At 44.0% G+C, this 13017-nt stretch carries 14 protein-coding genes, 2 tRNA genes and 1 rRNA gene; 11 read left to right on the top strand and 6 right to left on the bottom strand.

Translation table 11 applies throughout. The annotated features are described in order from the left end of the window. The first annotated feature begins 119 nt into the window (after positions 1-119). From rrf to AAV98_RS17330, 3 genes are all read left to right on the top strand, one after another. Positions 120-236, top strand: a 5S ribosomal RNA gene (gene rrf / locus AAV98_RS17340). Between the two features lie 171 nt (positions 237-407). Beyond that, positions 408-484, top strand: a tRNA-Met gene (locus tag AAV98_RS17335). A 5-nt stretch (positions 485-489) separates the two neighbouring features. Further along, positions 490-565, top strand: a tRNA-Asp gene (locus AAV98_RS17330). A 112-nt stretch (positions 566-677) separates the two neighbouring features. Here the strand turns inward: AAV98_RS17330 and AAV98_RS17325 are convergent. Next, positions 678-1601, bottom strand: a complete 924-nt coding sequence (locus tag AAV98_RS17325) for a DUF2268 domain-containing putative Zn-dependent protease (RefSeq protein WP_060666789.1) — start codon at positions 1599-1601, stop codon at positions 678-680. Between the two features lie 209 nt (positions 1602-1810). Continuing rightward, a complete protein-coding gene (locus tag AAV98_RS17320) occupies positions 1811-2071 on the bottom strand; it encodes a DUF3243 domain-containing protein (RefSeq protein WP_442853690.1) in 261 nt (86 codons plus the stop codon). 215 nt (positions 2072-2286) lie between these two features. Here AAV98_RS17320 and thiL point away from each other — a divergent pair, with 215 nt between their 5' ends. From thiL to tsaD, 5 genes are read left to right on the top strand one after another with little or no spacing between them, the layout of a single operon-like run. Further along, positions 2287-3267: a thiamine-phosphate kinase gene (gene thiL / locus AAV98_RS17315; protein ID WP_060666787.1), complete on the top strand. Its 981-nt coding sequence runs from the start codon at positions 2287-2289 to the stop codon at positions 3265-3267. Between the two features lie 12 nt (positions 3268-3279). Then, on the top strand, positions 3280-3735 hold the full coding sequence (tsaE, locus tag AAV98_RS17310; protein WP_060666786.1) for a tRNA (adenosine(37)-N6)-threonylcarbamoyltransferase complex ATPase subunit type 1 TsaE: 456 nt from the start codon (positions 3280-3282) through the stop codon (positions 3733-3735). Next, a complete protein-coding gene (tsaB, locus tag AAV98_RS17305; RefSeq protein WP_060666785.1) occupies positions 3732-4427 on the top strand; it encodes a tRNA (adenosine(37)-N6)-threonylcarbamoyltransferase complex dimerization subunit type 1 TsaB in 696 nt (231 codons plus the stop codon). Before tsaE ends, tsaB begins: the two co-directional genes overlap by 4 nt. 9 nt (positions 4428-4436) lie before the next feature. After that, a complete protein-coding gene (gene rimI, locus AAV98_RS17300; protein ID WP_060666784.1) occupies positions 4437-4886 on the top strand; it encodes a ribosomal protein S18-alanine N-acetyltransferase in 450 nt (149 codons plus the stop codon). After that, positions 4883-5917 (top strand): tRNA (adenosine(37)-N6)-threonylcarbamoyltransferase complex transferase subunit TsaD, encoded by a 1035-nt coding sequence (tsaD, locus tag AAV98_RS17295; protein WP_060666783.1) that lies wholly within the window; start codon positions 4883-4885, stop codon positions 5915-5917. The genes rimI and tsaD overlap by 4 nt, the downstream gene beginning before the upstream one ends. Before the next feature lie 714 nt (positions 5918-6631). On the opposite strand, the gene AAV98_RS17290 is transcribed toward tsaD, so the two are convergent. Together AAV98_RS17290 and AAV98_RS17285 are read right to left on the bottom strand one after the other, a co-directional pair. Then, positions 6632-6814, bottom strand: a complete 183-nt coding sequence (locus tag AAV98_RS17290; protein WP_060666782.1) for a hypothetical protein — start codon at positions 6812-6814, stop codon at positions 6632-6634. Between the two features lie 18 nt (positions 6815-6832). Continuing rightward, the gene (locus AAV98_RS17285) at positions 6833-8773 is read right to left on the bottom strand and encodes an ABC-F family ATP-binding cassette domain-containing protein (RefSeq protein ID WP_060666781.1); all 1941 of its coding nucleotides are present in this window, start codon (positions 8771-8773) and stop codon (positions 6833-6835) included. Positions 8774-9054: 281 nt separating this feature from the next. Between AAV98_RS17285 and AAV98_RS17280 the strand changes: the two genes are divergently transcribed. From AAV98_RS17280 to tatC, 3 genes are read left to right on the top strand one after another with little or no spacing between them, the layout of a single operon-like run. Then, complete coding sequence (locus AAV98_RS17280) at positions 9055-9693, top strand: redox-sensing transcriptional repressor Rex (RefSeq protein WP_060666780.1); 639 nt, start codon at positions 9055-9057, stop codon at positions 9691-9693. 40 nt (positions 9694-9733) lie between these two features. Beyond that, a complete protein-coding gene (locus tag AAV98_RS17275; protein WP_010191755.1) occupies positions 9734-9916 on the top strand; it encodes a twin-arginine translocase TatA/TatE family subunit in 183 nt (60 codons plus the stop codon). Positions 9917-9933: 17 nt separating this feature from the next. After that, positions 9934-10692 carry a twin-arginine translocase subunit TatC gene (tatC, locus tag AAV98_RS17270; RefSeq protein WP_060666779.1) on the top strand — a complete coding sequence of 253 codons (759 nt, stop codon included), beginning with the start codon at positions 9934-9936 and terminating at the stop codon, positions 10690-10692. A gap of 982 nt (positions 10693-11674) precedes the next feature. Here the strand turns inward: tatC and AAV98_RS17260 are convergent. After that, positions 11675-11881, bottom strand: a complete 207-nt coding sequence (locus AAV98_RS17260) for a YdiK family protein (RefSeq protein WP_060666777.1) — start codon at positions 11879-11881, stop codon at positions 11675-11677. A 42-nt stretch (positions 11882-11923) separates the two neighbouring features. Further along, positions 11924-12670, bottom strand: a complete 747-nt coding sequence (locus AAV98_RS17255; protein ID WP_060666776.1) for a CPBP family intramembrane glutamic endopeptidase — start codon at positions 12668-12670, stop codon at positions 11924-11926. Positions 12671-13017 lie beyond the last annotated feature (347 nt).

The following is a 13017-nucleotide window of genomic DNA, read 5'->3' as shown; positions in this document are numbered from 1 at the left end:
ATTGAACTAATTTGAACGATAGAACATCTTGATATGAACACATTATCTAGTTTTGAAGGAACAAAAAGTTTGAAAAAACTTCTTGATTTTTCCTACAAGTTATATTATAATAGCATATGTCTGGTAATGATGGCGAAGTGGTCACACCCGTTCCCATACCGAACACGGAAGTTAAGCTCTTCAGCGCCGATGGTAGTTGGGGGATCTCCCCCTGTGAGAGTAGGACGTTGCCAGGCAAGTGCTTTTATAACATAACATATACTATTGTCGCGGGGTGGAGCAACGAGCATAAGCTTCTTGTATAAACTTCGAGTTGTACCGATCGACTTACATCACTGATTTTACTTTCAGAGATCGGGACAGTCGGTAACAATAAAGCATGAGAAATCCAAGTTTGTTAATATTGTCGCGGGGTGGAGCAGTCTGGTAGCTCGTCGGGCTCATAACCCGAAGGTCGCAGGTTCAAATCCTGTCCCCGCAACCAAATAAGGTCCCGTGGTGTAGCGGTTAACATGCCTGCCTGTCACGCAGGAGATCGCCGGTTCGATCCCGGTCGGGACCGCCATTTTTTTAAAATGCGAAACTAGGTTTCGTTATTTTTTTTGTCTTTTTTTAGAGAAATAAAAAAGAATGAAGCCCCTTAACAAGGCCCCATCCCATCTACATACAACCTACTATTAATTATAATTTGCCTTATGTGCTTCCAAGATTTCTTCAGAAGTAGCTGCTGTCCAGTCTTCAATGGTTGCACCTTCATTTGCATTCATGAAGGACTGAAGCATTTTATAGCTTTCGCTGTAACCGTATTGGCTCGGTAATCCGTTTCTTCCACCTTTGAAGATCTCTTGTGCCTTTTTATCGTCTTCATTTGCCAAATCGCCTTCAATTCTAGACCAAAGGTCTTTGTTGTAATCTTCATCTACCGGTGCTGCATTAATGTCAGGGTAAACAAGTTTTTGGAACAAGGTTCCTTTCCCTTCGATGACAAGCTTATCTAAAACAGTAAATGTTTCGCCATTATAATGATTGTCTACCCAGTAGCTGTGGTGATATTTGTTAGCGACACCTGCTTTTAAAATTTTGTTCGTGGTATTTCGATCAAATAATACTACCAATTTTCCAACGCCTGCAGTGACGAATGTAGCCGGTGCGTTGTTGTCAGTTGGGAATACACATACCGTCGTTTTGCTTCCTTCGATAGGTAATTCATCCGAAGACTTAGTTAATGATTCTTTTATAGAGGCATTAATTTTTTGGCTATCCATTCTTTTAAGATTGTCTTGAGCAGCAATTCTATTTTTTGGTGGAGCTAAAACATATTCCGCGTTTTGCTCGAACTCTCCGTCTTTATAGCATTTATCTGCAACCTGATCAAGGATGCTTGAAGTGTACGATGCAGTTGCTTCTTCCCCTTTTAGCCCTTCTTCATAGAATGCATCATACAACTGGTACACGTGGATTATCTCAAATTCTTGTCCATTATTTTCGAAGGTGTATTCTAAGCCGATTGACTCCTCGGCATCTGCTTCTGTTCCTCCGTTGTTACACCCTGTTAATGCTACTGCCATGATAAGAAAAAAGAAAAAACTAGTAAAGCGCATTGTATTCCCTCCTAAGTTAGTATTTGCCCCCTATATAGTATATATCGGCAACCAAGTTTAAAATATTCTATAAATTATGACAAATTCCTTCTTTTTTTATCAAATAAATATCAAGGAAATTTTACCCATAAAAAAACCACCTAAAGAGGTGGTTGCTTAAATAGTGTATAGCAAATGAAAGAATATAAAGGTAATTTATCCTAATACTATTAATCTACAAGTTTAACAAGCATATGGGCGAGTTTATGACGCTCGTCCTTATCGCCGACTTTCCATAGCTCCTGAAGAAGCTTTTCTTCACTGTTTCTAGGATCTTCATGCTTTGCTAAGTAATCTGCTACTTTTTCTGCGGCCATAGCAAGCTGTTCTTCTCCAAGGCCCACTTTTTTTCCTTTGGATACTTTGTCACTTAAATAGCTCTTGAAGGTATCGAAGTCGGCCAGGATCTGTTCTTTTTTGTCAGGGTCCATATTTTCTACTTTACGTTCTACTCTGTCTTGAGTAGCTTCACGGTCTGTGTATGCCATTTCTTATTTTCCTCCTCTAAATTTAAGCGTTCTCTTGTCCATATCCTTTTTATGGGAAGGTTAAACCTAATCCTACTTTTTGTGGCAGAATTATTTTCTTTATGAAGGTGCTTTCGCTATAATAGTGGGTAGCAGTCGGAAGTAGAGGAGTGTTGACCTTGTCCATTTCAGATGAATTTGCATTTATCAAGGATATTCAGCCTGAGCGATTGTTCCATGCACAAAAGGTGGTTGGGATTGGAGACGATGCGGCTATCTTTGGTGTGGAAGAAGGCTTTGAGAAAGTCGTATGTGTGGATACGATGGTAGAGGGTGTTCATTTTACGTGTGATACGATGAAGCCTTTTGATATCGGGTATAAGGCATTGGCAGCTAATATTAGCGATGTGGCGGCTATGGGTGGATATCCGTTGTATTATCTAGTCTCCATCACGATTCCTAAGGGCTGGAGCCAGGAGGAATTAAGAGCGATTTATGATGGCATGAAGTCACTTGGGGACCAATATGAAATGGACCTGATTGGCGGGGACACGACTTCCGGCAAAACGATGGTGTTGAGTGTTTTTGTAATCGGCAAAGTGGAAGAAGGCAAGCGGCTGCTCCGTTCCCATGCTAAAGAGGGAGATGTGGTGTTTGTCTCTGAAACGGTTGGGGATTCAGCAGGTGGGTTGGATATTCTTTTACATAATGAGGGCGCTTCTTCTAAACATCCATCTTTAATTGAGTACCATCAGCGGCCTAACCCCCAAGTAACATTGGGAAGGTTGTTAAGCAAATTTGAACGTGTTTCATTAAACGATGTGAGTGACGGCTTGGCAAGTGAGCTTTTGGAGATTGCAGAGGCGAGCCAGGTAGATATTTTTATAAATAAGGAAACAATACCTATTAGTAAAGATTTACAAAATTACCGTGCGGAAAAAGCCTTTCAATGGGCGATGACCGGTGGAGAAGACTTTGAATTGGTCGGTTCCATTCCTGAGGCGGACTGGGTTAAGCTACAGGAGGAGTGCCGGAGAGCCGGAATCATGATTACGAAAATAGGCACCGTCTCTAGTGGCGAAGGACGAGCCTTTTTAAAATCTCATGACACTGTACAGGAATTAAAAAAAGAAGGCTATAATCATTTTAATAGAGGTTAGGAGTAGGATGATATGTTGCAAGTGGAGATTATGACACATTCAGCTGAGGAGACGATGGCAAAGTCCGAGGCGCTTGGCAGGTTGATGGAAGGCGGAGAGGTTCTGTTGTTAGAAGGAGATCTTGGCGCCGGAAAGACGACTTTTACGAAAGGCTTGGCAAAAGGACTGGAGATTAAAAGGAACGTGAACAGTCCAACCTTTACCATCATCAAGGAGTATCAGGGCCGTCTTCCGCTTTATCATATGGATGTGTACCGCTTGGCTGACAGTGAAGAGGACTTGGGGTTTGATGATTATTTTGAAGGAGAAGGCGTCACCGTGGTAGAGTGGGCCCACCTGATTGAAGAGTTTTTACCAAGTGAACGGCTGGAAATCTATATCTATCACCATGGAGATGATGAGCGTAAGATTGTCCTCACACCAAAAGGCGAAAGATATGAAGCTATATGTAAGGAGTTAATCGAATGACCAAAGTGCTAGCGATTGATACGTCGACTTATGTGTTGGGCGTAGCTATAGTTGATGAAAAAAAAGTGATCGGGGAACTCGTGACAAATGTAAAAAAGAATCATTCATTGCGAGCGATGCCGGCAGTGGAGAAGCTGATGCAAGATTGCGATGTTGCCCCATCTGATTTGGAGCGTATTGTGGTCGGAAAAGGACCTGGTTCTTATACGGGAGTAAGGATTGGTGTGACACTTGCGAAGACGTTGGCATGGTCGTTGAACATTCCGCTTGTTGGCGTTTCAAGCTTAGAGCTTGTGGCGGCGAACGGCCGATATTTTGACGGAAGCATCTGTGCTTTGCAGGATGCGAGACGAGGTCAGGTGTACACGGGGCTGTATCGTTACAAGGACGGCGAGTTGATGACGGAAGTGGAAGATGTCAACATCCTGATGACAGACTGGCTGCAAGGGTTAAAAGACAGACAGGAACCCGTACTGTTCATTGGAAACGATGTGCACCTCCATAAGGAAACCATCATAGAGTACCTTGGGGAACTAGCGCATTTTGCACAGGTCAGCGAACATAACCCAAGACCAAGTGAGCTTGCTTTTCTTGGCTTGAAAAGGGAGGCAGAGGATGCTCATTCCTTCGTGCCGAACTATACAAGGCTTGCGGAAGCAGAGGCGAAATGGCTGGAAAGTAAAGAAAAATAGGTGAGCGGAATGAATTCTTTAATTGGAATAACGAAAATGACGGTCTACGATATTGAAGGAGTGCACCGAGTGGAATTGAAGTCATTTGCCACACCTTGGACAAAGGATGCCTTCTATTATGAGTTGACCAACAATCCATATGCGCATTACCTTGTGATGAAAGAAGAGGACCGGGTGATTGGATATTGCGGAATCTGGATTGTAATGGGAGAAGCGCAGATTACCAATATTGCCGTTGATCCTGCTTGTCGGGGGCGTAAGCTTGGGGATCTTTTGCTAGGAAAAGCGATGGAATATTGTAAAATGGTCGGAGCAACCACTGTTTCGCTTGAAGTAAGGGTTTCGAATGTGGTGGCACAGGGGCTCTACCGGAAACACGGCTTCCAAAACGGTGGAATCCGGAAAAAATACTATGTGGATAACAATGAAGATGCACTAGTGATGTGGGTGAATATATGAAACGAAATCAAGAAAAAGACGAACTAATATTAGGAATTGAAACGAGCTGTGATGAGACGGCTGTCGCGATCATTAAAAATGGAAAAGAGATCGTAGCGAACATCGTCTCCTCCCAAATCGAAAGTCATCAGCGTTTTGGCGGAGTTGTACCAGAGATCGCTTCCCGTCACCATGTCGAGCAGATGACGGTGGTGTTAGAAGAAGCGCTGGAACAGGGCGGCGTCACCATGTCAGACATTGATGCTATTGCAGTGACAGAAGGACCTGGACTTGTTGGCGCACTGTTGATTGGTGTGAACGCGGCCAAGGCACTGGCGTTCGCTCATCAAAAACCACTTGTCGGCGTTCATCACATTGCAGGTCATATCTATGCCAATCAGCTGGTAGCTGACCTGGACTTTCCTTTGCTTGCCCTCGTCGTGTCAGGTGGGCACACAGAGCTTGTCTACATGAAAGAGCACGGTTCTTTTGAAGTAATCGGGGAAACACGTGATGATGCAGTAGGAGAGGCCTACGACAAAGTGGCACGTACCCTTCAACTGCCTTATCCTGGTGGCCCGCATATCGACCGTATGGCTGGGGAAGGGACACCTTCTATTAAGCTGCCAAGAGCATGGCTTGAGGAAGACTCCTATGATTTCAGCTTTTCAGGTTTGAAGTCAGCAGTTATCAACACCCTGCACAACGCAAAGCAAAAAGGGGAGGAAATTGTCCCTGAGGACCTTGCGGCAAGCTTCCAAGAGAGCGTCATCGAAGTGCTCGTTGGAAAAACAATTCGTGCGATGAAGGAATACGGCGTGAATCAAGTGTTGCTTGCAGGCGGTGTAGCGGCAAACAAAGGGTTGCGCGCGGCATTAGACGAAGCTGTGGATAAAGAAGGGAAAAACCTGGTGATCCCACCGTTATCCTTGTGTACGGATAATGCGGCGATGATTGCGACAGTAGGTAGTGTAATGTATCGATTAGGAAAGCGATCTGGGATGGATTTGAATGCCAATCCAGGCTTAGATATTGAGAAGCCTTTTAACTGACGTTGTTCAGTTGGGAGGCTTTTTTCTTTTGCCTCTTGAATGCGCTTGCTTTGTTGAGGGGAGCGGCTTTAGGGGCAATGCAGAATGTTATCCACAAACCTGTGGATTAAATGTGGATAGAAAGACAAATATCCACTAAAATGAACCATGGAAATGTGAATAAAAAATGTGGATAACTTTGTGTATTTTTGTGGATAGTGTGGATATTTATCTTGATAACTTATAAAACAAGGGTGGATATGTGTATAAGCATGTGGGTAACTGGAGCCAATCGACAAGCTTCAGCAGGATACCTTTTTTATTCGACAAATTGTGCGGGTTGGGGGCAGGGTGTTGGTAACTTTGGATTTTAGTAGGTGGATGTGGAAGGGTTCTATATGACTGAAGGGTTGCTTTGAGAGTGGCTTTGGTCGTATAGATAGCTTCTATAAGACTCTTTTGCTACTCAGCACGCTGCTTCGGGCAAATAGAAATCTTTCCAGTTACCTAACTTTTAATTGGGTGGGTGGTTTAACGTTTATCAACACCTGAAACGGATGCACCTGATCTAAAAAGGGAGCAGAGAAGCTGTCTCTATAACCAAAACAGGTAAATTGTTTAGAGATTGGTAACAGAGAGGCCCTGGGTATTGATCAAAAAAGCCTCCACCATATCTAGTGCGACAAGATAGAGATATAGAAAAACCGCACAGTCCCGTGAACTGTGCGGTTTTTACTAGTTTCGCTGTTTTTTCTTTTGGAAAAATAAATAGTATATCCCAAAGCCTAATCCGATGAGGTTGATAGCCAGCATGACAAAATAATAAGCTTCTATTGGGCCAGTAAAGATATAGGACGCGTACCTAATCGTATTAAGCGTAATAACAAGTAGTAAAATGACTGAAAAAGTTTTGTTCATCTGATCCCCCTCACCTACTTACACAAGCTCTTCCCATTCCTCCATCAACGCAAGCAGCCTTTCTTGAAATGCTTCATTCGCAGTATTCAGCTCTAGCACTTTCTCATGGTCCTGATACACCTCAGGCAAGCAAAGCTCGCTTTCGTTATGCTCGATTTTCTGCTCAAGCTCTTCCATTTCTTTTTCGATCTCTTCCACGCGGCGTTTGCGCTGACGTTCAAGGCGCTTTGCTTCTTTTTCCTGTTCGTAGCTCATTTTATCAGGTGCCTCATTCACTGTGGCTGAAGCGGCCTTTGAACCTTTAGAAGTAGCCGTCTCCGCTTCCAATCGCTCAAGCTCTAATGCTTCTTCTTTTTTCTCAACATAATAGTCATAGTCACCAAGGTACTCTGTTGCTCCGACGGTACTCAACTCATAGACCTTCGTCGCCAACCGGTTAATAAAATAACGGTCATGGGAAACGAAAAGGATCGTGCCGGGATAATCAATTAAGGCATTCTCTAGGATTTCCTTGCTGTCCAAGTCCAAGTGGTTGGTAGGCTCATCGAGAATTAAGACGTTGGAGCGCTCCATCATCAGCTTGGAAAGGGCAAGCCTAGCCTTTTCGCCACCACTTAACGTGGATACAGGCTTCAAGACGTCATCTCCGGAAAAGAGGAAGTTTCCTAGAACGGTGCGGATCTCTTTTTCCATTTTCTGAGGATACTCATCCCACAGTTCAGCCAATACGGTCTTGTTGGAAGTGAGGTCTGCCTGCTGCTGATCGTAATAGCTGGTAGACACATTCGCTCCAAAAGAAAACGTGCCCTCGAGCGGCTTTAATTTTCCAACAAGGGTTTTCAACAAGGTAGACTTTCCGATCCCATTTGGTCCGACAAGTGCAACACTGTCGCCGCGGCTCATCGAAAAGTCCACATGACGGAAGACAGGGCTCGTGTCATACGAAACAGATAAGTCTCTTGCTTTAAGGACATCATTTCCGCTTTGGCGGTCAATATCAAACATAATGGAGGCAGATTTTTCATCGCCTTTTGGACGGTCCATCACTTCCATCTTCTCTAGCTGCCTGCGACGGCTTTGCGCACGCTTAGTTGTAGAGGCACGGGCTAGGTTCTTTGCGACAAAATCCTGCAGTTTGGCAATCTCGTCCTGTTGCTTTTCAAACATTTTCATCTCGCGCTCATACTGCTCAGCCTTCTGTTCCAGATACTTGCTGTAATTTCCATTGAACTTAGCGGACTGTTTACGGGAAATCTCATAAACAATGTTAACGACCTTGTCCAAGAAGTAGCGGTCATGGGAAACAATCAGCAACGCGCCAGGGTAGCCTTGGAGGTAGTTTTCTAGCCAAGATAGGGTGTCGATATCCAAGTGGTTGGTCGGCTCATCCAGTATGAGCAGGTCCGGCTTGGTTAAAAGTAGTTTCGCAAGCGCAAGTCGTGTACGCTGTCCGCCGCTGAGCGTTTCAATTGGCGTTTCATAGTCATATTCGGAAAAGCGCAGTCCGTGCAGGACGGAGCGGATATCTGCTTCATATTGAAAGCCGCCTTTTTGTTTGAAGGCTTCTTGCACCTCGTCGTATTCTTTTAGAATGCGAGCGTATTGCGTTTCGTCTTCAAAGTAAGCGGGGTCTCCCATTTTGGCCTCAAGAGTGCGCATTTGCGTTTCAAGTTCGCGCAGGCCGGTGAATACGGTCAGCATTTCGTCCCAGATCGAGCGCTCAGTCTGCAAACCCGTGTCCTGGGCAAGATAGCCAATCGACACGCCTTTAGGTTTAATCAGGTCCCCTGAATCAAAGGAAAGCTGATTGGATATGATTTTTAATAGAGTAGATTTTCCAGCCCCGTTGCGTCCAACAAGGGCGATTCTATCTTTGGATTGTACTTCTAGTTTTATATTCGATAAAATAAGGTCAGCGCCAAAGTATTTGGTCAACTGATTCACTTGTAAAATAATCATCATCTTCACCTCGAGTAATTCTAGGTTAAGTGTATCTTTCTTTGGGGTTTACATCAAGATTTTGGGTATCTTGCTTTTAATGGAGGGGCTGGTTTTGGGCGAATTGCCCGTAAATTGAGATTATCGCCCAATTCGGTTTTGGCCCGAGTCCTGAACTTCGAGCATCGGACCCTTAGGGCAACCATTCCAAGCAGAAAAATTAGTATAGACATAGAAATGTAATCGTTTTCGTTCCATGTTAAAATAGAAAGGCAAACAGGTTCGACAAATGGGGGAGTAAAATGAATAACGAACAAATGAAAATTCCACAGGCAACGGCTAAGCGCCTGCCGTTATATTATCGTTTCATCCAAAATTTGCATTCGTCCGGCAAGCAGCGCGTGTCATCAGCGGAGCTTAGTGAAGCGGTAAAGGTGGACAGCGCCACGATTCGCCGGGACTTCAGTTACTTTGGCGCGTTGGGGAAAAAGGGATATGGATATAATGTTCAATATTTGTTAACTTTTTTCAGGAAAACGCTCGACCAAGACGAATTGACATATGTTACTCTAATAGGTGTAGGTAATTTAGGAACCGCCTTCCTACATTATAATTTTATGAAAAACAATAATACGAAAATAGTGATGGCCTTTGATGTGGACGAGTCTAAGATTGGCTCGGAAATCGGAGGGGTCCCTGTTTATCATTTAGACGATATCGAAGAGCACATGCCTGAGAATGTAACGGTAGCCATCTTGACGGTTCCGGCTCCGGTAGCACAGCCAATAGCGGATAGACTTGTAGAAAAGGGCGTAAAGGGCATACTGAACTTTACACCAGCACGTATCAATGTTCCAGAAGAGATACGCATCCATCACATTGATTTGGCGGTGGAACTGCAATCATTGGTATATTTTCTCAAGCACTATCCAAGCGAGTAAAAAAGTTGTAGAATAAGAATATTTCGAGGAGGTGTCAAATATGGGTTCATTAGGAATGGGAAGCCTCTTACTTATTGTATTTGTAGCACTACTTATCTTCGGTCCAAGCAAGCTGCCTCAACTAGGGAAAGCAGCAGGTAACACATTGCGCGAATTCAAAAACGCAACTAAAGGATTGGCCGATGACGACGATTCTAAAGAGAAAAAAGAAGAAACGAAGTAATGTAAGGATGAACATATATGCTAGATAGAGAAATGTCGGTGTATGACCATATAGGCGAGCTCCGAAAAAGAATTATCATCACAGCATCCTTCTTTTTCGTTTCGGCAATCGGCGGCTTCTTCTTGGCCGAACCGATCATTGTCTATTTACAGCAAACAGATGAAGCGAAAGAGCTGACGATGAACGCCTTTCGTATGACAGACCCCATCAAGATCTTTATGCAATTTGCCTTTTTAATTGCATTTATTATCACGTTCCCCGTCACACTCTATCAGCTTTGGGCCTTCATCAGCCCGGGCTTGTTAGAAAAAGAACGGAGAGTAACGTTAAGCTATATACCAATATCCATCTTCCTATTTTTAAGCGGACTAGCTTTCTCTTACTTCATTTTATTCCCGTTCGTCGTGGATTTCATGGGTAGACTAGCAGACCGGTTGGAAATAAACCAGGTAATCGGAATCAACGAATACTTTCAATTCTTGTTTCAGCTGACCCTACCGTTTGGCTTACTGTTTCAAATGCCGGTAATTGTGATGTTTTTAACAAGACTAGGCCTCATTACACCAGACTTCTTGGTGCAAATTCGTAAGTTTGCTTACTTTGCCCTGCTTGTGGTCGGTGGATTGATTACACCGCCAGAACTGATCTCGCATTTGATGGTAACCGTCCCGCTGTTCATACTTTATGAGATTAGTATTGTGATTTCGCGTGTATCTTATCGAAAAGCGCAGAAAGCGGCAGCGTTGATGGAGCAGGAAGAGAAGATGAATAATTAGATGAGGCAGGCTCGTCCCTTTTTGAGAAGGGGGCGGGCTTGTTTTTGGTTTGGCGAGGGCTATTTAGGTGGGCCGTTGGGACAGGTCGCATGGCGGCGATGGACTTGGGTGGATTGGATCGGTGGATTATAGGAACAAATGACAGGGCCAATCGTGCCAAATGTCCGAAGATTTTTGAAAGTTGACCGAAGATTCCCCGAAAGTGACCAAAGATTTGGAAAAGTTGACCGAAGATTCTCCAAAATTGACCGAACGAAATTTTGAGTTGTCCAAAGCTCGTTAAAAGTTGGCCGAACAGCAACCTTAAATGTCCGAACCCCCTGCTTATAAAAGAGGAAATTGTCCGAACACCTGACCGAATTGACCGAACCTTTCCAGAAGCCCATTAAACCGCGTGATGTCCCCCTGTTTTTCTTCAAAATAGGTAACATTTCAAAAGCATCCGCGCACCACCCATAAAAGGACAAACCTAATTACCCAAAACCACTTCCAGAAAGACCAATCCCTTAATTACCTAACCCCATTTTTAGAAAAACCAACCCAAAACATCCTTCAGTAAATGCTAACCCAAAGTTGATTGCAGTGAAAGGCGCGTAGACGCCCGCGGGAGGAAGGGACAGGGGAGACCCCACAGGCGAAGCGAGGCCACTGAAAAACTGATAACGTAAAGTTTTTATTGGTTTCTAGCTGTTGATTGGAGCAAAAGGCGAAGACTCCTGAGGGAGATAAAGGTAGCTTGAGACCCCGCAGCGAAGCGAGGAGGCTCAAGCACCTTCCCTAGGAAAGCGAAGCCATTTGCGGAAATCAACAGCGGTGTTTAATAAAATTTCAAAATCAAGGTCTTTTTCAGTGGCTTCGGCGAAGCCGAGGAGGCTCCCGAACCGCCCGCAGGCAAGCGAAGCGCATGAAACGGAAATCAACTGTATCCACAGGACTCCCCTAAACAAAAAGACCCGTACCCCAAACAGGTACGAGTCCCCAATCACTTTTTCTTCTGTTGTATCTCTTTAATCTTTAAATGTAGCAAATAAGACCGAATAGCTACACCAAAGTCAAAAGTGGCAATGAGCATCAGCAGGATCGTGTGCCAGTGCCAGATGGTATCTCTCACGGAGACAATCGCCAGGTACAAGAACAAGCTGCCCATGATCGCATAGAAGAAAACCATTCGTAATGGTGTTATTTTCATGTGCAAATCCTCCAGGTAAGTTCAGCTCTAACGGAGAGCTGTTTAAAAGAACGAAATGAAATTCGGTAGGTTCTTCTGCATTTCTTCCATTTGACGCATCATTTCTTCGATATCATCGCGGAACACGTATTGCACGGTGACCACAAAGGAGTTCATGGCAACGTGTGCGATAATCGGCACGATGATGCGGTTCGTTTTTACATATAGGAAAGCGAAAATGCCTCCCATGACAAAGTATATGAGCAGATGCTTGAAATCTTGATGGACCACGGCAAAAAGGAGCGAACTCACTGTCAGCGCGATGGCAAAGTTATACTTCTTGTAAATGGCACCAAAAATGATTTTCCTAAAAATGATTTCTTCCAAGATAGGTCCAGCCACTGCTACAGCGAAAATCATGACAGGGAATGCTGAGACAAATCCCATGATCTGCTGTGTATTCTCAGATCCTGGCTGAATGCCGAAAAGCTGAAGCTGTACCTGCATCGCCACAGCCTGCCCAATCAGTGCAAGCGGGAAGCCGACAGCCGCCCAAAGAACTGTCTTAGGGATGGAAGCCGTTTCGCCTCGGAAATCTCCTTTTGTCCATTCATTCCGGAGTATCCAGGCTACAATTGCCAACCCAATCGTAAAACTAATAAATGCCCAGATGCCAATCAAATAAGGTTCTCTGGTGGCACGCTCCATGCCCTCCCCGACGCCAAGCCAGATCAACAGCGGGTACCCAAGCAATCCGGACAGCTGCATCAGGACATATGTAATAATGACCAACCAATAGTTTTTTGTCATAATAAGCTCCTCTTATGAAGGCTATTTTCGTAAGCTTTGTTGTTATATCATAAGGATAGAAACCAGCTTTAAGAAATGAGCCTTATGCATTATTCACTTTTCGTATTGTACCATATAATCTATATGTCCTTGTAACGATAAGGTTCCCATAACTCGCAGATTTTACGAAAAGAATACGTTTAAACCTCCAGGCACATGAAGATAATGAAAAGGGTTGCAAGTCGAAAATTTTTTAGATAAAGATACTTGCAAAACAGAAGCAGATTCATTATTATAATAATTGTGTTAGCACTCAAGTGATAAGAGTGCTAATAAAAATAATACATATGAAACCAAGGAGGTTGTTT

Source organism: Bacillus sp. CHD6a (assembly GCF_001293645.1).
In the GTDB taxonomy this organism is placed as follows: Bacteria; Bacillota; Bacilli; order Bacillales; family Bacillaceae_I; genus Sutcliffiella_A.
Note: the sequence above shows the minus strand (reverse complement) of the source record. Positions and strands in the feature narration are given on the sequence as shown.